General features: G+C 69.4%; 14 protein-coding genes, 1 tRNA gene and 2 rRNA genes. 3 read left to right on the top strand and 14 right to left on the bottom strand.

The annotated features are described in order from the left end of the window. The first annotated feature begins 94 nt into the window (after nt 1–94). On the top strand, nt 95–943 hold the full coding sequence (locus IE278_RS20910) for an Fpg/Nei family DNA glycosylase (RefSeq protein ID WP_189774498.1): 849 nt from the start codon (nt 95–97) through the stop codon (nt 941–943). A gap of 31 nt (nt 944–974) precedes the next feature. Continuing rightward, nucleotides 975–1,739 (top strand): SDR family NAD(P)-dependent oxidoreductase, encoded by a 765-nt coding sequence (locus IE278_RS20905; RefSeq protein ID WP_189774496.1) that lies wholly within the window; start codon nt 975–977, stop codon nt 1,737–1,739. Nucleotides 1,740–1,888: 149 nt separating this feature from the next. On the opposite strand, the gene IE278_RS41810 is transcribed toward IE278_RS20905, so the two are convergent. The 10 genes from IE278_RS41810 to IE278_RS20860 form a co-directional block, all read right to left on the bottom strand. Beyond that, complete coding sequence (locus tag IE278_RS41810) at nt 1,889–2,176, bottom strand: hypothetical protein (RefSeq protein WP_213089734.1); 288 nt, start codon at nt 2,174–2,176, stop codon at nt 1,889–1,891. A gap of 135 nt (nt 2,177–2,311) precedes the next feature. Continuing rightward, complete coding sequence (locus IE278_RS20900) at nt 2,312–2,782, bottom strand: Dps family protein (protein ID WP_189774494.1); 471 nt, start codon at nt 2,780–2,782, stop codon at nt 2,312–2,314. 281 nt (nt 2,783–3,063) lie between these two features. Further along, nucleotides 3,064–3,438, bottom strand: a complete 375-nt coding sequence (locus IE278_RS20895) for a helix-turn-helix domain-containing protein (protein WP_107022501.1) — start codon at nt 3,436–3,438, stop codon at nt 3,064–3,066. Between the two features lie 109 nt (nt 3,439–3,547). Continuing rightward, a complete protein-coding gene (locus IE278_RS20890) occupies nt 3,548–4,093 on the bottom strand; it encodes a CinA family protein (protein ID WP_189774493.1) in 546 nt (181 codons plus the stop codon). Beyond that, nucleotides 4,090–4,953: a CDP-diacylglycerol--glycerol-3-phosphate 3-phosphatidyltransferase gene (pgsA, locus tag IE278_RS20885; RefSeq protein WP_189774492.1), complete on the bottom strand. Its 864-nt coding sequence runs from the start codon at nt 4,951–4,953 to the stop codon at nt 4,090–4,092. Before pgsA ends, IE278_RS20890 begins: the two co-directional genes overlap by 4 nt. After that, complete coding sequence (gene rimO / locus IE278_RS20880; protein ID WP_189774491.1) at nt 4,950–6,431, bottom strand: 30S ribosomal protein S12 methylthiotransferase RimO; 1,482 nt, start codon at nt 6,429–6,431, stop codon at nt 4,950–4,952. Before rimO ends, pgsA begins: the two co-directional genes overlap by 4 nt. Nucleotides 6,432–6,579: 148 nt before the next feature. Then, complete coding sequence (locus tag IE278_RS20875; RefSeq protein ID WP_189774490.1) at nt 6,580–7,437, bottom strand: helix-turn-helix domain-containing protein; 858 nt, start codon at nt 7,435–7,437, stop codon at nt 6,580–6,582. A gap of 356 nt (nt 7,438–7,793) precedes the next feature. Then, a complete protein-coding gene (locus tag IE278_RS20870; protein WP_189774489.1) occupies nt 7,794–10,556 on the bottom strand; it encodes a DNA translocase FtsK in 2,763 nt (920 codons plus the stop codon). 358 nt (nt 10,557–10,914) lie between these two features. Beyond that, the gene (locus IE278_RS20865; protein WP_107022506.1) at nt 10,915–11,601 is read right to left on the bottom strand and encodes a response regulator; all 687 of its coding nucleotides are present in this window, start codon (nt 11,599–11,601) and stop codon (nt 10,915–10,917) included. A gap of 314 nt (nt 11,602–11,915) precedes the next feature. Continuing rightward, nucleotides 11,916–17,402: a HAMP domain-containing protein gene (locus IE278_RS20860; protein WP_189774488.1), complete on the bottom strand. Its 5,487-nt coding sequence runs from the start codon at nt 17,400–17,402 to the stop codon at nt 11,916–11,918. Nucleotides 17,403–17,724: 322 nt separating this feature from the next. Here IE278_RS20860 and IE278_RS20855 point away from each other — a divergent pair, with 322 nt between their 5' ends. Beyond that, nucleotides 17,725–20,472: a SpoIIE family protein phosphatase gene (locus IE278_RS20855; protein ID WP_189774765.1), complete on the top strand. Its 2,748-nt coding sequence runs from the start codon at nt 17,725–17,727 to the stop codon at nt 20,470–20,472. A 79-nt stretch (nt 20,473–20,551) separates the two neighbouring features. Here the strand turns inward: IE278_RS20855 and IE278_RS20850 are convergent. From IE278_RS20850 to IE278_RS20835, 4 genes are all read right to left on the bottom strand, one after another. Further along, nucleotides 20,552–20,624, bottom strand: a tRNA-Thr gene (locus IE278_RS20850). Between the two features lie 95 nt (nt 20,625–20,719). After that, nucleotides 20,720–21,382: a DegT/DnrJ/EryC1/StrS family aminotransferase gene (locus IE278_RS20845; protein ID WP_246570486.1), complete on the bottom strand. Its 663-nt coding sequence runs from the start codon at nt 21,380–21,382 to the stop codon at nt 20,720–20,722. A gap of 114 nt (nt 21,383–21,496) precedes the next feature. Continuing rightward, a 5S ribosomal RNA gene (gene rrf / locus IE278_RS20840) occupies nt 21,497–21,613 on the bottom strand. A 111-nt stretch (nt 21,614–21,724) separates the two neighbouring features. Further along, nucleotides 21,725–21,829, bottom strand: a 23S ribosomal RNA gene (locus IE278_RS20835); the annotation flags it as partial.

The raw sequence follows: 21,829 nt of genomic DNA, 5'->3' as shown, positions 1-21,829 counted from the left end.
CGGCCCGACGAACCCCTCCCTCCCCCTCTCCCGGGCCCGGGAGCGCCGACCCACCCGCAGGACGCTCCGCCCACCCCGTGCAACCCTGGATCCCATGCCCGAAGGAGACACCGTCTGGCAGGCCACCCGGCGCCTGCACAACGCCCTCGCGGGTCACGTGCTGACCGTTTCCGACCTCCGGGTCCCCAAGTACGCCCTGACCGACCTCACCGGGCGGACGGTCCTGAACGTCATCCCGCGCGGAAAGCATCTGCTCACCCGCGTCGAGGGCGGCCTGACCCTGCACTCGCACCTGCGTATGGACGGCGCCTGGAAGATCTACGCCCCGGGCGAGCGCTGGCGCGGTGGCCCCGCTCACCAGATCCGCGCGATTCTCGGCACCGAGGACCGCACGGCCGTCGGCTACCGGCTCCCCGTCCTGGAACTGCTCCACACCGCCGACGAAGACCGCGCGGTCGGCCATCTCGGCCCCGACCTCCTGGGCCCCGACTGGGATCCCGACAAGGCTTTGGCGAACCTCCTCAGCGACCCCGACCGCGCCCTCGGCGAAGCCCTCCTCGACCAGCGCAATCTCGCGGGCATCGGCAACGTCTTCAAGAGCGAGATCTGCTTCCTGCTCCGCGTCACCCCCTGGCTCGCCGTCGGCAAGCTCCCCACCGACTACGCCGCCCACCTGCCGACGGTCTCCAAGAAGCTCCTGGACTTCAACCGCGAGCGCCCCACCCGCGTCACCACCGGCCGCAACGACCAGACCCTGTTCGTCTACGGCCGCGCGGGCCGCCCCTGTCTGCGCTGCGGCACGCGGATCCGCGTGGCGAACCAGGGCGACGGCTCCCGCGAGCGCCCCACGTACTGGTGCCCGTCCTGCCAGCCCGGCCCGTCCCCGCAGCCCGGCAGGTCCCAGCTGCCCAGTAGGACATCGGCGTCCCGCAAGACCAATTGACGACCCGTCAGATCGCTCGTACGGTCCCTGCATGCCCGTCACGGCGTACGACCTCACCGGACGCACCGCTTTCGTCACCGGCGCGGCGAGCGGCATCGGCCGCGCCTGCGCCGTACTGCTCGCGGAGGCGGGCGCGACCGTCCACTGCGCGGACCGGGACAGCCAGGGCCTCGACGGGACCGCCGCCCTCATCAAGGACAGGGGCGGTACGGCCCGCACCCACACCCTCGATGTCACCGACCACCTCCGGCTCGCCGAGGCGGTCGCGGCCTGCGCGCGCCTGGACGTCATGGCCGCCGTCGCAGGGATCATGCACAGCAGCCCGGTCCTGGAGACCCGCGACGAGGATCTGGACCGGGTCCTGGGGGTCAACTTCAAGGGCGTCCTGTACGCCTGCCAGGCGGCGGCCCGTTCGATGCTGGCCTCCAGGACACACGGCAGCATCATCACAATGGCGTCGGGAGCCGTGGACACCGGCGGGCCGGGGCTGCTCTGCTACGGAGCCGCGAAGGCGGCCGTCGTGCAGCTGACGAAGACGCTGGCGACCGAGATGGGTCCGCACGGCATCCGGGTCAACGCGGTCGCGCCGGGCTGGATCCGTACGCCGATGACCGACCGCCACGACGACGAGGCCCAGGCGCGGACGGAAGCGTTCATGTCACGGATGTCGCCATTGGGCCGGGTCGGCGATCCCGAGGACATCGCCCACGCGGTCCTGCACCTCGCCTCCGACGCCTCTGCGTTCACGACGGGCCAGATCCTCCGCCCGAACGGGGGCGTGACGATGCCCTGGTAGACCAGAACAACAACTGATACCGCCCCCACAAGCCCCCTAAGCCCTCAGGCACCGCCAAGCACGTCACGCACCGCCCAGCACGTCACGCCCAGCGGCCACCTCAGACACAAGCAAGCGCAAGCAGGCACAAGCAAGCACACGCGCGCACCTCAGAAAGACTCACCCGACCCCACCAGCGGCCCACGCCGCCTTCGCCAAGCCTGCGAAACCCGCCGCATCCACCGGTCCGACCCGGCCGCCCCCACGGCACGCTTCTTGGGCACGCAGTGCACCGGAAGCAGGCTCAGCCCCCACCCGCCGGCCGCGACCGCTCCCTCCAGCACACCGGCATCGGCGGCGAAGGCCAGCCGTATCACCGCCCACCACCACAGCGCTCCGGCACCCAGAGCCAGCCCCCACCTGCCTATTCGCCCGATCCGTCCCGTCCGCTCAGTCATGGCACCGCCTCCAGCCCGACGCTAGACCGCCGCGTTTCCCTCTCGACAGGGCGCACCAGCACAACAGGAGCGCACCGGGCGCACCAACGGCTCCCGCCGCACCGCGGCGCGCCCCGAGCACAAGCGACCCCGCCGCTACCCGTTCTCCGCCTGGAACATCCAGTGATGCTTCTCAAGATCCGCGGTGATCTGGATGAAGATGTCCTGGCTCACCGGGTCCGCCTCCCCCGTCGCGTCCACCCGCTGCCGCATCCGCCCGATCACGGCTGCGAGGGCGTCCACGAGGGCTCCCACCGCGTCGGTGTCCTTCACCCAGCCGTCCTTGACGGGCCCGATCCCGCTGCTGTTCGCGACGGTCGCGGCGCGTCCGTCCGGCGAGACACCGAGCGTGGAGGCACGTTCCGCCACGGTGTCGGAGTGCAGCCGGGCGGTGTCGACGACCTCGTCGAGCTGGAGGTGGACGGACCGGAAGCGCGGCCCGACCACGTTCCAGTGGATCTGCTTCGCCACGAGCGACAGATCCACCAGGTCGACCAGGGCGCCCTGCAGCGCCTCGGACACGGTTTTCAGGTCGGCATCGGACAACGGGCTCTTCACGACGTACATCGACATCCTCCGGTCAGCAGCACCCCCGGGCCTTGCCCCCGCCCTCCACCATCGCCGCCCCAGGCATTCCCGGCAAACGCGACAAAACCACAGAGCGCGACGAAAGCGCCTCCAGGCAACGCGAAAGCCCCGACCGCACTCCTCCAGGTCTCCCCGGAGAAGCCCCGGCCGGGGCTCTCACACAGTTCGCAATGCCGCTTCCGAGCGCAGTCCTTCTCAGTACTGCTTCTCAGCGCTGTGAACGGCGCTTTTCTCAGCTCACCGGCGTGAGCCGATGAGCGTCACGCGGCGACGACGTCGACCGCCTCCGCAGGCGCCTTGATGGTCACCCGTTCCGGCGGCACACTGCTCACCGAGACAGAGTTGAGCCTCGGGCGTACCGGTGTGGGTACAGGCTCGGTGGCCGCTGCCGACTGGGCCAGCTCGGCCAGAGCGAGTTCGTCGCTCACTTCCCGCATGAGCTCGGACATCCGTACGTCCAGCGCGTCGCAGATCGCGGAGAGCAGCTCGGAGGATGCCTCCTTCTGCCCCCGCTCCACCTCGGAGAGATAGCCGAGTGAGACTCGGGCGGACGAGGAGACTTCGCGCAGAGTACGGCCCTGGCGCTGGCGCTGCCGACGCAGCACGTCACCAAGCAGGCGACGGAGCAGAATCATCGGTGGCTCCCTCCTCGGTCCGCGTAGCCGCATCCTTCTCGCCCCACCGTACCGCCTTGCGCCGCGGCCGTGCGGGGAGCGATGTCGTGTTCACTCAGGGCTGCAAACATCAAAACCCCCCGTTCTGTTCCGTATCCTGTGCCCGATCATTCCCAGGGTGTTCGCTCACAAGCCGCTCCAGAAGCAGGGCGAGCACGCTCCGTACACTCTCCATACGGATTTCCGTCCGGGAGCCGTTCAACCGCAACGCGGACACTTTCCCGCCAAGAGCACGTTCATGCGTCGACTCGGACGGCCCGTCCACGGCGATGAAAACCGTGCCCACGGGCTGCCCGTCCTGGGGCTCCGGGCCCGCGACTCCGGTGGTCGATATTCCCCAGTCCGCGCCGAGCACCGTGCGGGCGCCGGCCGCCATCTGGGCCGCGACCTGCGGATCCACCGCTCCGCGCTGATCCAGCAGGGTGGCGTCGACACCCAGTACGTCGCGCTTGAGGTCGGTGGCGTACGCCGTCACCGAGCCGCGGAAGGCCTTGGAGGCTCCGGGCACCGCCGCGAGTTCCGCGGCCACCAGACCGCCGGTCAGCGACTCGGCGACAGCAAGGGTTTGGCCCCTCACTGTGAGTAGTCGCAGCACTTCGGCGGCCGTGGACGTCACGCTTCCGCCTCCTCGGCGGCGGCCTTCCGCTCGGCGATTCCCTCGCGCCGCAGCACAATGGCCTGTCTCACATAGTCGGCGCCGGTGACGAGGGTCAGGGCGACCGCCCCGGCCATCACCCAGAACCTCAGGGTCGCCAGCGGCCCCGTCAGCGCCAGGACGTACATGCCGACGGCCACGCCCTGGGTCAGCGTCTTCAGCTTGCCGCCGCGGCTGGCCGGGATGACGCCGTAGCGGATCACCCAGAAGCGCAGCAGGGTGATCCCGAGCTCCCGCCCGAGGATCACCCCCGTCACCCACCACGGCAGATCGCCGAGGTAGGAGAGACAGATCAGCGCCGCACCCATGATCGCCTTGTCGGCGATCGGGTCGGCGATCTTCCCGAAGTCGGTGACGAGGTTGTACGTCCGCGCGAGATGCCCGTCGAAGACGTCCGTGATCATGGCGACGGCGAAGGCCGCCCAGGCCCAGGCCCGCCATACGGGGTCGTATCCGCCGTCGGCCAGCATCAGCGCCACGAAGCCCGGCACGAGGACGAGCCGGAGCATGGTGAGCAGATTGGCGACGTTCCACACGCTGGCCTGGTTGACGGCCGCGTCGATCAGCTTGCCGCCGCGTGGCGTCTTGGGACCCTGGGCGCCCGACGCGCCCGTGCCGGACACACCCGGACCGGAAGCGCTCGCACCGGCGACTCCTGAACCGGAAGTGCTCGTACCGGAGACTGCCGGACCGGTGGTTCCCGGACCGGAGGTTCCCGCGCCACGAGCGCTACGAGCGCCCGGGGCGCCGGGAGCACCGGCAGCACCGCGTGTACCGGGCGCACCGGAGCCGCCCGCCGCAGGTGCCGGGACTCCGGTCATCTGGCCGCCTCCTCTGTACACACGAGCGAGCCCGGGAGCGGCTCGGCCACCAGGTCGACACCTTCCGTACCGACCACCTTCGCCTCGACCATACGGCCGACGGTCAGTCCTTCGCCGCTCGTGAACACCACCTGGCCGTCGGTCTCGGGCGCCTGGTGCGCGGCGCGGCCGTACGCCGGCTCGTCCTCCGCCGCCGATCCGAGGGACTCGACCAGCACCTGGAGGGTCTCTCCGACGCGCTCTTCCGCCCGCTGGGAGACCAGCTCCTCGGCGAGCCGGGACACGCGCGCGAGGCGCTCGGCGACGACGTCCTCGTCCAGTTTGTTCTCGTAGGTGGCCGCTTCGGTGCCGTCCTCGTCCGAGTACCCGAAGACACCGATGGCGTCCAGGCGCGCGGCGGTCAGGAAGCGCTCCAACTCCGCCAGGTCGTCCGCGGTCTCGCCGGGGAAGCCCACGATGAAGTTCGACCGCACGCCGGCCTGCGGGGCCTTGGAGCGGATCGTGTCGAGGAGTCCGAGGAACTGCTCGGTGTTCCCGAAGCGCCGCATCGCGCGCAGCACCCCGGGGGCGGAGTGCTGGAAGGACAGGTCGAAGTAGGGGGCGATGTTCGGTGTGGAGGTCAGTACGTCGATGAGTCCGGGGCGCATCTCGGCGGGCTGCAGGTAGCTGACGCGCACCCGCTCGATGCCCTCGACCTCGGCCAGCTCGGGCAGCAGCGTCTCCAGGAGGCGGATGTCGCCGAGGTCCTTGCCGTACGACGTGTTGTTCTCGGAGACCAGCATGACCTCCTTCACGCCCTGCTCGGCGAGCCAGCGCGTCTCGCCCAGGACGTCACTGGGCCGGCGCGAGATGAAGGAGCCGCGGAAGGACGGGATGGCGCAGAAGGAGCAGCGCCGGTCGCAGCCGGAGGCGAGCTTCACGGAGGCCACCGGGGAGCCGTCGAGCCGCCGGCGCAGGGGCGCGCGGGGGCCGGATTCGGGGGCGAGTCCTTCGGGGAGATCGACGGGGCCGTGTCCCGGAAGGGCGACCTCCGCTCCGGCGTCCTGCCGCTCGGCGGGGCTGATCGGCAGCAGCTTGCGCCGGTCGCGCGGGGTGTGGGCGGCGTGGATCCCGCCGTTCAGGATGGTCTGGAGCCGGTCGGAGATGTCGGCGTAGTCGTCGAAGCCGAGTACGCCGTCGGCCTCGGGCAGGGCCTCGGCCAGTTCCTTGCCGTACCGCTCGGCCATGCAGCCGACGGCGACGACCGCCTGGGTTCTGCCATGACCCTTGAGATCGTTGGCTTCCAGGAGGGCGTCGACGGAGTCCTTCTTGGCGGCCTCGACGAAGCCACAGGTGTTGACGACCGCGACGTCCGCGTTCTCGGCGTCCTCCACGAGGTGCCAGCCGTCCGCCTCCAAGCGGCCTGCGAGCTCCTCCGAGTCCACCTCGTTACGGGCGCAGCCAAGGGTGACGAGTGCGACGGTACGGCGTTCAGGCATGGGCTCAAGACTACTTCGTCCCAGTGACAGCCCACGTCGACGGGGTTGGCCGATCTTGGCCAACCCCGTTCCCGCCTGCCCGAAAGGCCCGGCGGACGTACGAACACGCGCCTCTTCGTACGTTCCGGCCCTCTCCGTACGTTCCGGTTCAGCCGACCTCGGGGTCGCCCTTCGTGTAGGTCAGGCGCTCCACCTGGCCCGGCTGGAACTCGTCGTCGATCTTCTTGCCGTTCACGTACAGCTGGATGGCGCCCGCGTCGCCGAGGACGAGATCGACCTTCTCCTTGTCCTGGAAGGTCTTGGAGTCGCCCTGTTCCAGGAGGCCGTCGAAGAGCAGCCGTCCGTTGTGGTCCTTGGCCGAGATCCAGCTGCGGCCGTCGGGTGCGCTGACCTGGACGGTGACCTTGTCCTGCGGCGCGGCCGCGATGGCGTCGGACGGGTCCGACTTCGGGGTGTCCGGCTTGGTCGGCGTCGGCTTGGTCTTGGCGGGCTTGCTGGCGGTGGGCGTGGAGCCCTCCGCGACCTGCGTCGTCTTGCCGTCGTCCTCGTCACCGCTGAACATCGTGAATCCGACGAAGCCGATCACGGCGACGATCGCGGCGACCATGGCCGCGGTCCAGTTGGGCCCCCGGCGCTCGGGACGGATCCTTTCCGCCTCGAACATGGGTGCGGCGGGGGTGGGCGCGGGCCGGCCGCCGTGGGCCGCGTCGTAGCGGGCGAGCAGTGCGGCCGGGTCGAGGTCGACGGCGCGGGCGAGCGTCTTGATGTGCCCGCGCGCGTAGACGTCGCCGCCACAGGGGCCGAAGTCGTCCTGCTCGATCGCGTGCACGATGGCGATACGGACCCGGGTGGCGTTACTGACGTCGTCGACGGTCAGCCCCGCCGCGATGCGCGCCTGCCGCAGGGCTTCGCCCACCGAAGGCTGATCGTCCTCTACGGAGAGGCGCTCGTCCTGAGGGGAGTTGTCGTCAGAGGAGTGGTCGTCAGGGGAGTTGCCGATGGACACGGGGGCGCCTTTCGAGCGTAAAGCCACCTGTGCTGGAGGTTCAGTCTAGGGGGGGTGCGAAAGGGTGGGGCAACCGGGCGGTAGGACTTTGTACGCCATCAGAATGGCCGGTCATCCTGATGCCGGGACATGTCTCTGTCCCTTCCCTCAACTTGACGTGCGACGAAGGGAAACGGTTGCTCACCGTTTCCTTACGGGTGAGTCACGTTCAGATCACCCCGGTGGCCCCGACAGGGTCACCCGGGTGGCCCGACCCACCGCACGGAGGGAAGCGGTCCACTCGCGTGGAGGGAAACGGCCCGCTCTCCCGGAAGGCCGGCCCGCTCCCGACCGGGAAAGCGGCCCGTCCTGTCTCCCTAGCCTTCCGCCTGCCCCCGGATGACCGCGAGCACTCCGTCCAGCTCGTCAGCCTTCACAAGAACGTCACGAGCCTTGGATCCCTCACTGGGTCCGACGATGTTGCGGGACTCCATGAGGTCCATCAGCCGGCCGGCCTTGGCGAAGCCGACGCGCAGCTTGCGCTGGAGCATCGAGGTCGACCCGAACTGCGTGGAGACGACCAGCTCGGCGGCCTGGCACAGCAGGTCGAGGTCGTCGCCGATGTCCTCGTCGATCTCCTTCTTCTGCTTGGTGCCCACGGTGACGTCGTCCCTGAAGACGGGCGCCATCTGGTCCTTGCAGTGCTGCACGACGGCGGCGACCTCGTCCTCGGTGACGAAGGCACCCTGCATACGGGTGGGCTTGTTCGCCCCCATCGGCAGGAAGAGCCCGTCGCCCTTGCCGATCAGCTTCTCGGCGCCGGGCTGGTCGAGGATGACGCGGCTGTCCGCGAGCGAGGAGGTGGCGAAGGCGAGCCGGGACGGCACGTTCGCCTTGATCAGACCGGTGACGACGTCGACGGACGGCCGCTGGGTGGCGAGCACGAGGTGGATACCGGCCGCACGCGCGAGCTGCGTGATACGCACGATCGAGTCCTCGACATCGCGCGGCGCGACCATCATGAGGTCCGCCAGCTCATCGACGATCACCAGCAGGTACGGGTACGGGGACAGCTCCCGTTCGCTGCCCTCGGGCAGCTTGACCTTGCCCTTCCTTATGGCCGCGTTGAAGTCGTCGATGTGCCGGTACCCGAAGGCCGCCAGGTCGTCATACCTGAGGTCCATCTCCCGTACGACCCACTGCAGCGCCTCGGCGGCCCGCTTCGGGTTGGTGATGATGGGCGTGATCAGGTGCGGGATGCCCTCGTACGCGGTCAGCTCCACGCGCTTGGGGTCGACGAGGACCATGCGCACGTCCTCGGGGGTCGCCCGCACCATCACCGAGGTGATCAGGCAGTTGATGCACGAGGACTTTCCGGAGCCGGTCGCCCCGGCCACCAGGACGTGCGGCATCTTCGCGAGGTTGGCCATCTCGTAGCCGCCTTCGACGTTCTTGCCGAGCGCGACGAGCATCGGATGGTCGTCCTCGGCGGCGTCCGCGAGACGCAGTACGTCGCCCAGGTTGACCATCTCGCGGTCGGAGTTCGGGATCTCGATGCCGACCGCCGACTTACCGGGGATGGGGCTGATGATCCGCACGTCGGGGCTGGCGACGGCGTACGCGATGTTCTTGGCGAGCGCCGTGATCCGCTCGACCTTGACGGCGGGGCCCAGCTCGACCTCGTACCGGGTGACCGTCGGGCCGCGCGTGAAGCCGGTGACGGAGGCGTCGACCTTGAATTCCCTGAAGACGTTCTGGAGGGAGGCGACGACCGCGTCGTTGGCCGCGCTGCGCGTCTTGCCGGGGCCGCCGCGCTCCAACAGGTCCAGCGACGGCAGGGAGTAGGTGATGTCGCCGCGGAGCTGCAGCTGCTCGGCCCGTGCGGGGAGATCCCGGGACGTGTCGGGGGCGGGCTTGGTGAGGTCGGCGACCTCGGCCTTCAGCATCTCCTGCTTGGGCCGGGCGCTCTTGGCGCGCGCGGCGGGCACCGGAGTGGGCTCTTCGCGCCGGCCGGCCTCCTCGCCGGTGCCCGTGTCCTCGTGCTTGCCCCGGTCGGTGCCGACGCCCTGCGTGAGGTCGGCCACCAGCGGCGAGGGCGGCATCCCGTGCATCACGGCGCCGTCGAGCGCCGCGGCGGCGGCAGCGGCCACGTCGACGGCGTCCATGGGCCGGTCCAGCGCGGGCTGCTGCACGGCGGGCCGCCTGCGGCGGCTCCGGCGCTCCGAGAGCGCCTCCTGCTCGGCATCGTCCGGGTCGTACGCCTCGGGCGCCGTACGGCGCCTCCGGGGGCTCTCAGGCAGCGCCTCACGCCACTGCTCGTCGTAGCGCTCGTCGTCGTCCTCGGCGAACACGTCGTCGCTCGCCCGCGGCTGCAGGACACCCAGCCGGACCCCCAGCAGCCGCAGCCGGTGCGGAATCGCGTTGACCGGAGTGGCGGTGACCACCAGCAGTCCGAAGACCGTGAGCAGCACAAGGAGCGGCACGGCGAGTACGTCACCCATGGTGTACGTCAGCGGAGTCGACGCGCCCCAGCCGATGAGCCCGCCCGCGTCCCTTATCGCCTGCATGCCGTCGCTGCGCGCGGGCGCCCCGCAGGCGATGTGGACCTGGCCGAGCACGCCGACGGCGAGCGCGGAGAGACCGATGACGATGCGTCCGTTGGCCTCGGGCTTCTCGGGGTGCCGGATGAGCCGGGCGGCGACGACCGCCAGCAGTATCGGCACGAGCAGATCGAGACGGCCGAAGGCGCCGGTCACCAGCATCTCGACGAGGTCGCCCACCGGGCCGCGGAGGTTGGACCAGGTCCCCGCCGCGGTGATCAGGGTGAGGCCGAGCAGCAGAAGCGCGAGACCGTCCTTGCGGTGCGCCGGGTCGAGCCCCTTGGCGCCACGCCCTATGCCGCGGAACACGGCGCCGACGGCGTGCGCGACACCGAGCCAGAGGGCGCGTACGAGCCTGTACACGCCCCCCGTCGGACTGGGCGCCGGCCTCGGGGGCACGGCTTTCTTGACTGCGGCCTTCTTCGCGGGGGCCCTTTTCGCGGGAGCTTTCTTCGCGGGGGCCCTCTTCGCCACAGCCTTCGTCGGAGCGACCGCCTTCTTCGCGGGCGGCTTCTTGGCTGCGGGCTGACGTGAGGCCATGGGTGTGAGGTTACCGGTGGAGACCACTGCGGACACGTGTGCCTACTGCTTCACCCGTTCGTGTCGCCCGTTCCCGGCGCCGAACTGACGCGGCCTCGACAGCAACGCGCGCCATGGAGAGGGCCGTTCGCCCCACCGAGGGCCGTGCGGGCCGAGAAGGCGAACAAGGCCGGCCCCACGAACCCCCGGCAGCCCACGGGCCGTACAGCGCCTCCCAAGGGGTCTGCCGCCATTGGCCACGCCGCCACCGACCCTGTACCCGGTCGGCTTTGGCCAAACGGTTCGGCCACACAGTGAAGATTGGCCACACAGTGAAGAAGGGATCGCCCGACGTCAGCGGCCGGGTCCGCCGCAGGGCTCAGTTCTGGGACGGCAGCGAAGCCGCCCCGCTCCCGGTCCCCGGCTCCAGCGCGTCGAGCGCACGACGCAGCCCCGTCAGCTTGCGTTCGAGATGGGCCGCGGTCGCCACCGCCGCCGCGTCCGCCGAATCGTCGTCCAGCTGTTTGGAGAGCGCCTCGGCCTGCTCCTCGACGGCCGCGAGCCGCGCGGAGAGTTCGGCGAGCAGACCGGCCGGCTCCTTGGTGTCGCCCAGCACCGACTTGCCGCCGCCGCCCTCCAGCTGCAGACGCAGCAGCGCCGCCTGCTCCCGGAGTTGGCAGTTCTTCATGTAGAGCTCGACGAACACCGAGACCTTCGCGCGCAGCACCCACGGATCGAACGGCTTGGAGATGTAGTCCACCGCACCCGCCGCGTACCCGCGGAACGTGTGGTGCGGCCCGTGGTTGATCGCGGTGAGGAAGATGATCGGGATGTCCCGGGTCCGTTCCCGCCTCTTGATGTGCGCGGCGGTCTCGAAACCGTCCATGCCCGGCATCTGGACGTCCAGCAGAATGACCGCGAAGTCGTCCGTGAGCAGCGCTTTGAGCGCTTCCTCCCCGGAAGATGCCCGTACCAGTGTCTGATCGAGCGCAGAGAGGATGGCCTCCAGCGCCAGCAGATTCTCCGGCCGGTCATCGACCAGGAGGATCTTGGCCTTCTGCACCATGGCCCGCCCTCCTCGTCCCGGCAGTGCACCGGGCGCCGCCCCAGGGGACGGCTTCTGAGCGCCGCCCGTCCTTGTGCCGGTCATGGTAGCCGCACCCCGCCTGTCGCCACACCCTGTCACCGCGATGTCACTGTGCACGTAGCAGAAACGCAGCGGGAGACCAGAAGGTTCCCCGAATCCCGGGTTTCTACACGGCTCCGGGCACAGTCAGTCAGCAACTCGGCATACCGCGCTGCCATCCGACCGGCCCGTGGACGCGATCATTTCCCTCCCACTCAATCATCCCCGGCGGCCCGACGAAACCCGCCCTCCGATCACTGCCCCCGCATCCACTGCTCCATCACCGAGAGCAGATGATCGGGATCGACCGGCTTCGTCACGTAGTCGGAGGCACCCGACTCGATGGCCTTCTCCCGGTCGCCCTTCATCGCCTTCGCGGTGAGCGCGATGATCGGCAGCCCGGCGAACTGAGGCATCCTGCGGATCGCCGTCGTGGTCGCGTATCCGTCCATCTCGGGCATCATGATGTCCATCAGGACGACCGTCACGTCGTCGTGCTGCTCCAGGACCTCGATGCCCTCACGGCCGTTCTCGGCGTACAGCACCGAAAGACCGTGCTGCTCCAGGACGCTGGTGAGCGCGAAGACATTGCGGATGTCGTCGTCGACGATCAGCACCTTCTCGCCCTCGAAGCGGAAGACGGCACGCGCCCGCGGGGCCACCTCCTCGGCCCCCGAGCCCCAGGTCTCCGGAGCCTGCGCCTGGGACCCCGGCAGCGCGGGCCGCTGCTCGGCCGCGGACACCGCCCTGCGACGCCGCCTGAAGAGCGCGGCGGGCCCGTTCTGGGTCTCCTGGTAGGACCTGACCTCCGCCGGTGTCTCCACCCGTGCCTCGTCCTCGTCGTCCGGGGCCGCCGGCAGCGCGCCGTTCTCCATGGGCGGGGACAGCTGCGGGTAGCCCTGCGGCGGGAGTTCGCTCGGGTGCAGCGGCAGGTACAGCGTGAACGTCGAGCCGCGTCCCGGCTCGCTCTGCGCGTGGATCTCGCCGCCGAGCAGCCGCGCGATCTCCCGCGAGATGGACAGGCCCAGTCCCGTACCGCCGTACTTCCGGCTCGTCGTACCGTCCGCCTGCTTGAACGCCTCGAAGATCACCCGCATCTTGCTGGCCGCGATCCCGATGCCCGTGTCGGTCACGGAGAACGCGATCAGGTCGGCGTCCGCGTCCCGCAGCGAGCCCGCTTCCAGCAGCTGCTCCCTGATGGCGACCGGCACCTCCGCGCCCGCGGGACGGATGACCAGTTCGACCGCTCCGGAGTCGGTGAACTTCACCGCGTTCGACAGCAGGTTGCGCAGCACCTGGAGGAGCCGCTGCTCGTCCGTGTGCAGCGTGGCCGGCAGTTCCGGCGACACCCGTACGGAGAAGTCGAGGCCCTTCTCCGCCGTCAGCGGACGGAAAGTGGCCTCTACGTAGTCGACGAGCTGGACCAGCGCGATCCGTGTCGGCGACACGTCCATCTTGCCCGCCTCGACCTTCGACAGGTCGAGGATGTCGTTGATCAGCTGGAGCAGGTCGGAACCCGCCCCGTGGATCGTCTCGGCGAACTCGACCTGCTTGGGGGTGAGGTTGGAGTCCGCGTTGTCGGCGAGCAGCTTCGCGAGGATCAGCAGCGAGTTGAGCGGCGTCCGCAGCTCGTGGGACATGTTGGCCAGGAACTCGCTCTTGTACCGCATGGAGACGGCGAGTTGCTCGGCGCGCTCCTCCAGGACCTGCCGCGCCTCCTCGATCTCGGTGTTCTTGACCTCGATGTCGCGGTTCTGCTGGGCCAGCAGTTCGGCCTTCTCCTCCAGCTCGGCGTTGGACGCCTGGAGGGCCTTCTGCCGGTTCTCCAGCTCCGCCGACCGCTCCCTGAGCTGCTCGGTCAGCTCCTGGGACTGCTTGAGCAGCACCTCGGTCTTGGTATTGACCGCGATGGTGTTGACGCTCGTCGCGATCATCTCGGCGATCTGGCTGAGGAAGTCCTTCTGGATGTGCGTGAACGAGTGGAAGGACGCCAGCTCGATCACCCCGAGCACGGTCCCCTCGAAGAGCACCGGCAGCACGATGACATGCGCCGGAGGGGCCTCCCCGAGGCCGGAGGCGATCTTCAGGTACCCCGGCGGCACGTTCTCCACGAGAATCGTGCGCTTCTCCTTGGCGGCCGTCCCGATCAGCGTCTCACCGGGCCGGAACGACGTGGGCATGGAGCCCATCGAATAGCCGTACGACCCGAGCATCCGAAGCTCGTACGAGTCGTCGTTCGCGGCGCCCACGTGCTTGCCGTCGTCCAATGGCATCGCCATGAAGAACGCGCCGTGCTGCGCGGAGACCACCGGCGTCAGCTCGCCCATGATGAGCGAGGCCACGTCCGCGAGGTCGCGGCGGCCCTGCATCAGACCGGAGATCCGGGCGAGGTTGCCCTTCAGCCAGTCCTGCTCCTTGTTGGCGATGGTGGTGTCGCGGAGATTCGCGATCATCTTGTTGATGTAGTCCTGAAGTTCCTGGATCTCGCCGGAGGCGTCCACGTCGATCTTCAGGTTGAGGTCGCCGCGGGTCACGGCGGTCGCCACGCGCGCGATGGCACGCACCTGCCGGGTCAGGTTCCCGGCCATCTCGTTCACCGACTCGGTGAGGTCGCGCCAGGTGCCGTCGACGTCGCGTACGCGCGCCTGGCCGCCCAACTGCCCCTCGGTGCCCACCTCGCGGGCCACCCGGGTGACCTCCTCGGCGAACGACGACAGCTGGTCGACCATCGTGTTGATGGTGGTCTTCAGCTCCAGGATCTCGCCGCGCGCGTCGATGTCGATCTTCTTGGTCAGGTCGCCCTTGGCGATGGCCGTGGTGACCATCGCGATGTTGCGCACCTGTCCGGTCAGATTGGATGCCATCCCGTTCACGGACTCGGTGAGGTCCTTCCACGTACCCGACACGCCCGGTACGCGCGCCTGGCCGCCGAGGATGCCGTCCGTACCCACCTCACGGGCCACCTTGGTGACCTGGTCGGCGAACGAACTCAGCGTCTTCACCATGGTGTTGAAGGTGTCGGCGAGCTGCGCGACCTCGCCGCGCGCCTCGATCGTCACCGTCCGCGTCAGGTCACCGTTGGCGACGGCCGCCGCGACCTGGGAGATGTTCCGCACCTGCACGGTCAGGTTGTTGGCCATCAGGTTGACGTTGTCGGTGAGGTCCTTCCAGATGCCCGTGACACCCGACGCGTGCGCCTGCCCGCCCAGGATGCCCTCGGTGCCCACCTCACGGGCCACCCGCGTGACCTGCTCGGCGAACGACGACAGCTGGTCGACCATCGTGTTGACGGTGGTGACGAGTTCGAGGATCTCGCCCTTCGCGTCGACGGTGATCTTCTTCGACAGATCGCCCTTGGCGACGGCGGTCGTGACCTCGGCGATGTTGCGCACCTGGATCGTCAGGTTGTTCGCCATGAAGTTCACGGACTGCGTGAGGTCCTTCCAGGTGCCGGAGACACCCTGCACCTCGGCCTGGCCGCCCAGGATGCCCTCGGTACCCACCTCACGGGCCACCCGCGTGACCTGCTCGGCGAAGTTCGAGAGCTGGTCCACCATCGTGTTGAGGGTGTTCTTCAGTTCCAGGATCTCGCCGCGGGCGTCCACGTCGATCTTCTGCGACAGGTCACCGCGCGCCACCGCGGTCGCGACCTGCGCGATGTTGCGCACCTGCGCGGTGAGGTTGCCGGCCATGCCGTTCACCGAGTCGGTGAGGTCCCGCCACACACCGGCCACGCCCGGCACCTGCGCCTGACCGCCGAGACGGCCGTCGGTGCCCACCTCGCGGGCCACCCGGGTCACCTGCTCGGCGAAGGCGCTGAGCTGGTCGACCATGGTGTTGATCGTGTTCTTCAGTTCGAGGATCTCGCCGCGCGCGTCCACCTCGATCTTCTGCGACAGGTCACCGCGCGCCACCGCCGTCGTCACCTGGGCGATCTGCCGCACCTGAGAGGTGAGGTTGCCCGCCATGAAGTTGACGGAGTCGGTGAGGTCCTTCCACGTACCGGACACGCCGTCCACACGCGCCTGGCCACCCAGGCGGCCCTCCGTACCCACGTCACGCGCCATCCGCGTCACCTGGTCGGCGAAGGACGACAGCTGGTCGACCATCGTGTTCACGGTGTTCTTCAGCGCGAGCATCTCGCCGGAGACGTCCACGGTGACCTTCTGCGACAGATCGCCGTTGGCCACCGCCGTCGTCACCTGCGCGATGTTCCTCACCTGTCCGGTGAGGTTGCGGAACGCCGTGTTGACGGAGTCGGTGAGGTCCTTCCACGTACCGGCCGCGCCGGGCACCTGGGCCTGACCGCCCAGCTCGCCCTCGACGCCGATCTCCCGCGCCACGCGGGTGACCTCCGCGCCGAAGCTCGACAGCTGGTCGACCATCGTGTTGACGGTGTTCTTGAGCTCCAGCATCTCGCCGGCGACCTCGACGCTGACCTTCTGCGACAGGTCACCGTTGGCGACCGCAGTAGTTACTGCGGCGATGTCCCGCACCTGGGTGGTGAGGTTCCTGAAGACCGTGTTCACCGAATCGGTGAGGTCCTTCCACGTGCCCGCCGCGCCCGGCACGTTCGCCTGCCCGCCGAGCCGCCCCTCGCCACCGACCTCGTTGGCGACACGTGTGACCTCGTCCGCGAACGTCCGCAGCGTCTCGGTCATCTGGTTGATCGTCTCGGCGAGCTGCGCGACCTCGCCGCGCGCGGACACGGTCACCTTCTGCGACAGATCACCGTTGGCGACCGCCGTGGTGACCTGCGCGATACCGCGCACCTGTGCGGTCAGGTTGCCGGCCATGAGGTTCACCGAATCGGTGAGGTCCTTCCACACCCCGGCCACACCGGGCACCTGCGCCTGCCCGCCCAGCTCGCCCTCGGTGCCGACCTCGCGCGCTACCCGCGTCACCTCGGAGGAGAACGAGGACAGCTGATCCACCATCGTGTTGACGGTGTTCTTCAGTTCGAGCATCTCGCCGGCCACGTGAACCGTGACCTTCCGGGACAGGTCACCCTTGGCGACCGCCGTCGTCACCAGCGCGATGTCCCGCACCTGGGCCGTCAGCCGGTACGCCATCGTGTTGACCGAGTCCGTGAGGTCCTTCCACGAACCGGACATACCGCGCACCCGGGCCTGCCCGCCCAACTTGCCCTCGGTACCGACCTCGCTGGCCACCCGCGTGACCTCGTCGGTGAACGTGGACAGCTGGTCGACCAGGTTGTTGACCGTGCGCCCGACCTTCAGGAACTCGCCGCGCAGCGGATGACCGTTGCCGTCCGCGGCCTGCGCCCGCAGCTCCATACGGGGCGACAGATCACCCTCCGCCACCGCGGACAGCACCCGGCCGACCTCGGAGACGGGCCGTACGAGATCGTCGACGAGCGCGTTCGAGGCGTCGATCGCCGCGGCCCAGGAGCCCTCACAGGCGCCCGTCTCCAGCCGCTCCGTGAGCTTTCCCTCCCGGCCGACCATGCGCCGCACCCGCGACAGCTCACCCGTGAGCTGCAGATTCCGGTCGCCCACCTCGTTGAAGACGGCCGCGATCTCGGACATCACGCCGTCGCCGGAGACGGTGAGCCTCTTACGGAAGTTGCCGTCCCGCATCGACACCAGAGCCGCCAGCAGCCTGTTGAGGGCCGCCGTATCCACCTCTGTGGTGCCATTGCGCGGTTTACGCTGATTACTCAGGGACTGTCCGCCTTTCGCGCGCGTTTTAGTGCCCCGCGTCGCTGCGCCAGACTCCACTGTGTCCCTCCCGCAAGGGTCGACCATTTACTGCTCGGCGTACTCGGGTACTACTTGCTCCGCGTGCCGGAAGGCTTTCAACCTGCCCGGACCTTCCCTTGAAGCCTGCCCAGTGTTTCACCATGGCTGAACCAGGCCATAACAGTTCGGCAGCTTCGCACACGGTCCGCACACCCTCCGGACGTAAACACTGGCGACCGGCATCCGCATGGACCGCGAAGGTAAGTAACCTTGCATGCGGCTGTCCAGCCACGCCGGTCCTTCCGGCCTGGGCGGTGGTACGAGCACGAGCGGGCAGGCAGGCATCGGAGGGCACCGCACCATGACCACCGGACTGCATTCCGGGGGACCACCCCAGGATCCCCGGCCGACCGAGAACCAGCTCCTGCCCCGGCAGGGGCGGGTCGGCCACGGAACCCTGCCCGCCGACGACCGGACAAGGAGTTCTGTGATCACCGCGCGCGCGGCCGCCAGCTTCGACCCTGTCGGGCGGTCCGTCGCGACCGCTCGTTCCTTCGTCCGTGACACCCTCCAGGGCTGGGGCTTCGCCGACATCGTCGACGACGCCGTGGTCCTCACGAGCGAGCTGGTCACCAACGCCGTCGTGCACGCCGGCACGTCCGCGGACGTCCTGTGCCTGCGCAGCGACGACGGCGTACGGATCGAAGTGGCGGACCACTACCCGGAACGTGAGATCCCACTCCAGGGCAGTGCCGTCAACATGGGCAACCCCGACCGCGAGGGCGGGCGCGGCCTCCAGCTCTGCGCCGCCCTGGCCGGCCGCTGGGGTGTCGAGTACACGCCCACCCGCAAGCAGGTCTGGTTCCAGCTGGACCTCCCCGAGCGCGCGGTCGGCACCCGCACCGCGGGCCCCTCCCTGCCCTCCCACCTGCTCCCCCTGGCCGACGGCCGCGTCCGTGTGGCGGTCGTCCAGATCGACCGCGCCGGCGCGATCAACGCCTGGAACGAGGACGCGGAGGAACTCTTCGGCTACCCGGCGGAGCAGGTCGTCGGCAAGCCGCTGACCGATCTCGCGGCCTGGCCGCACACCCCCGGCACCAGTACCGGCATCGTCGAGGCCCTCAAGCTCTCCCGCTGGGAGGGCAGTTACGGCCTGCGCGGCGCCAACGGCCGCGTCACCCCCGTATACGCCTCGCACCTGCGCGTACGGGACACCGGCGGCGAGCCGTCGACGGTCTGTCTGCTGGTGCGCGACCACGAACGGGCGGTCCTGCAGACCCCGTTGCGTGTCTCGGCCACGGACACGACCACCAGCTCCGAGGGCCACGCCTCGGACCCCTTCGAGGTCTTCATCGGCTCACCGGCCCCGGACGACCTGGACGGCCTCCTCCAGCGCACGGTGGAACGCGCCCGCGACATGCTCGACGGCGACTCCGCCTTCCTCCTCCTGGCGACCGACGACGAGACGGAGTTGGAGGTACGCGCCTCCACCGGCCTCCCCTCCGCCCGCCAGCGCTTCGCCCGCGTCCCTGTGGAGGCGGGTACCGGCCGTTACGGCTCGGCCCGCATGCCGGCCGTCCACGAGGACCTCACGGCCGTCCCAGGGGCCGTACCGCTCCTCAGCGGCACCGGTATGCGTTCGGTCGTCACCGTCCCCCTCAAGGTCGAGGGCAGACTCACCGGCTCGCTCGGCGTGGCGGCCGAGTCCCCGGGCCGCTACTCGAACGAGGAGGCCCTGCGCCTCCAGTTCGCCGCCGACCGCATCGCGCTCGCCGTCGAGTCGGCCCGCCTGGGCGAACTGGAACGCCTGCGCCGCGGCTCGCTGTCCTTCCTCGTCGAGGCCTCGGACCTCCTCGCGGGCACTCTGGACCGCGACCAGACGCTGGCCCTGATGGCCCAGATGACGGTCCCGACCCTGGCCACCTGGTGTGCCGTCTACACGATCGCCGACCAGGCCTCCGACCCCTACCTTTCGTACGTCCTGCACGAGGACGAGGAGCGCATCGACGGCCTCAAGGCCCTCCTCTCCAAGATCGACCCGCCCGATCCGGTCCCGACCCCGGGTGCCCGCGTCTGGGCCGCCCCCGCGCAGGCGGCCCACGACGCCGCCCTGCGCACCTCCATGCGCAGCCTCGGCCTGGGCGGACCCTCCTCGGTCAGCTCCGGCATCGGTACGACACTGGCGACGGCCGGCGCGGTCGGCGGCGAGACGGTCGTCCTCCCCTTGGTGGCCCGCAACCGCGTCATCGGCATGCTGACGCTCGGTAAGCCGACGGACGAACACTTCCGCCAGGAGATCCTGGAACTGGCCGAGGACCTGAGCCGCCGGGCCGCCCTCGCCCTGGACAACGCGCGCCTGTACTCCGAGCGCACCGCCATCAGCCAGTCCCTCCAGCGCAGCCTCCTCCCCCCGGAACTCCCCCACATCGAGGGCGTGGAGGTCGAGGTCATCTACCGCGCCGCGGGCGAGGGCAACGAGGTCGGCGGCGACTTCTACGACCTCTTCCCCATCCGCGACGGCGCCTACGGCTTCGCCATCGGAGACGTCTGCGGTACGGGACCGGAGGCGGCCGCGGTCACCGGACTCGCCCGGCACGCGCTGCGCCTGCTGGCCCGTGAGGGTTACGGCGGCCCCGCGGTCCTGGACCGCCTGAACTCCGCGATCCTCGACGAGGGAGCCCGCAGCCGCTTCCTGACGCTCCTGTACGGGGAGTTGTGGCCCCAGGAGGACGGCTCGGCGCTCCTCAAGGTGGTCTGCGCCGGCCACCCGCTCCCGCTGCGCCTGCGCCCGGACGGCACGGTGGAACCGGCCGCCGAACCGCAGCCGCTCCTGGGCGTCATGGACGACCTGGAGCTGTACGAGCAGGAGGTGACGCTCGATCCGGGAGACGTCCTGCTGTGCGTGACGGACGGCGTCACCGAACGCCGCGAGGGCACCCGCATGCTGGGCGACGACGGTCTCGCCGATGTCCTCACCACGTGCACGGGCCTGACGGCCGGTGCGGTGGCCGCCCGCATCATGCGCGCGGTCGAGCGTTTCGCGAGCGACGCGCCGTCCGACGACATGGCCATTCTGGCGATGCGCGTCCCGGGTCTGCAGAAGGACTGACCGCCCGGTCCCGGGGCCGCACCGGCCCCGGGAAACGCGAAAGGCCCCCGCCCACAAGGGCGGAGGCCTTTTCTGTCTGAGCCCCCAAACGGAATCGAACCGTTGACCTTCTCCTTACCATGGAGACGCTCTACCGACTGAGCTATAGGGGCCTGTTGCTTTCGAGGTTTTCCCCGTGGCAACGGAATAGAGCATACCCCGAACGCCGGTGTGCTCCCAACTGCGTTCGATACCGCGTTCTCTCGCCCTAGAAGGCAGGCTGGAGCAGTCCGCCGAGGGCATTGCACGCGGACACGATCCGCTGCATCTCCCGCTTCGTCAGCGACGCGTCGACAGGCAGTGCCAGCGTCTCGTCGGCGGCCCGTTCGGTCTCCGGCAGACAGACGTCCCGCCTGAACGCGGGCATCCGGTGCACCGGTGTCTTCACCGGCACCCTGCACTCGACGCCCTTGGCCCGCACGGCCCGCGCGAAGGCATCACGGTCCGGCCGCCCGTTCCCCAACACCCGCACGACGTACTGCTGATAAGTGTGCCCGGCGCCGCGCTCCGGAGTCCGCACACCCCGCAACCGCCCATCGAGGTAGGTCGCGCGTGCCCTGCGCTCCTCGACCTCGGCGTACGGCGCTTCGGTCTCGCCCTGTTCGAGCACGAGCAGCCCGCGCCGCTGCCCGATGTCCCACAGACGCGGCATGTCGGCCAGCCGTCCGAAGCGGTGTACGGCGACCAGGGCGGCCGTCCGCGGACCGACAGCCGCCTCGACCTCGGCGGCGTCGAGGCAGTACGTACTCGGATCGATGTCGACGAACACCGGCAGCGCGCCGGCCAGGATCACGGCCTCCGCGACCTCGGCGTTCCCGAACGCCGGCACGATGACCTCGTCACCGGCTCCGACACCCGCGGCCCTGAGCATTGCAGCAGTACCCATGCACGTGATGTTGGTCGCGCAACGTGAACTCCAAGTGACGCACAACAAAAAAGAGCTGGTCCCTGAACCTAAGTTCAGGGACCAGCTCTATTAAAAGAAGTTCGGCGGCGTCCTACTCTCCCACAGGGTCCCCCCTGCAGTACCATCGGCGCTGTAAGGCTTAGCTTCCGGGTTCGGAATGTAACCGGGCGTTTCCCTCACGCTATGACCACCGAAACACGGTGAAACTCTGATTCAAACAGCCGCACCACACCCCCCTGTGGCCAGACGGAAAGGGGTGCGGGGTTGTTCGTGGTTTCAGAACCAACACAGTGGACGCGAGCAACTGAGGACAAGCCCTCGGCCTATTAGTACCGGTCAGCTCCACCCTTTACAGGGCTTCCACATCCGGCCTATCAACCCAGTCGTCTACTGGGAGCCTTAACCCATCAA

Origin of the sequence: Streptomyces tauricus (assembly GCF_014650955.1) — a bacterium.
Classification (GTDB): Bacteria; Actinomycetota; Actinomycetes; order Streptomycetales; family Streptomycetaceae; genus Streptomyces; species Streptomyces tauricus.
Note: the sequence above shows the minus strand (reverse complement) of the source record. Positions and strands in the feature narration are given on the sequence as shown.

Excerpts from the sequence above, each read along its gene's own strand:
- IE278_RS20910 (WP_189774498.1), top strand. The coding sequence starts at position 95 with ATGCCCGAAGGAGACACCGTCTGGCAGGCCACCCGGCGCCTGCACAAC.
- IE278_RS20905 (WP_189774496.1), top strand. The coding sequence starts at position 975 with ATGCCCGTCACGGCGTACGACCTCACCGGACGCACCGCTTTCGTCACC.
- IE278_RS41810 (WP_213089734.1), bottom strand. The coding sequence starts at position 2,176 with ATGACTGAGCGGACGGGACGGATCGGGCGAATAGGCAGGTGGGGGCTG.
- IE278_RS20900 (WP_189774494.1), bottom strand. The coding sequence starts at position 2,782 with ATGTACGTCGTGAAGAGCCCGTTGTCCGATGCCGACCTGAAAACCGTG.
- IE278_RS20895 (WP_107022501.1), bottom strand. The coding sequence starts at position 3,438 with ATGATTCTGCTCCGTCGCCTGCTTGGTGACGTGCTGCGTCGGCAGCGC.
- pgsA (WP_189774492.1), bottom strand. The coding sequence starts at position 4,953 with ATGACCGGAGTCCCGGCACCTGCGGCGGGCGGCTCCGGTGCGCCCGGT.
- rimO (WP_189774491.1), bottom strand. The coding sequence starts at position 6,431 with ATGCCTGAACGCCGTACCGTCGCACTCGTCACCCTTGGCTGCGCCCGT.
- IE278_RS20870 (WP_189774489.1), bottom strand. The coding sequence starts at position 10,556 with ATGGCCTCACGTCAGCCCGCAGCCAAGAAGCCGCCCGCGAAGAAGGCG.
- IE278_RS20865 (WP_107022506.1), bottom strand. The coding sequence starts at position 11,601 with ATGGTGCAGAAGGCCAAGATCCTCCTGGTCGATGACCGGCCGGAGAAT.
- IE278_RS20855 (WP_189774765.1), top strand. The coding sequence starts at position 17,725 with ATGACCACCGGACTGCATTCCGGGGGACCACCCCAGGATCCCCGGCCG.
- IE278_RS20845 (WP_246570486.1), bottom strand. The coding sequence starts at position 21,382 with ATGCTCAGGGCCGCGGGTGTCGGAGCCGGTGACGAGGTCATCGTGCCG.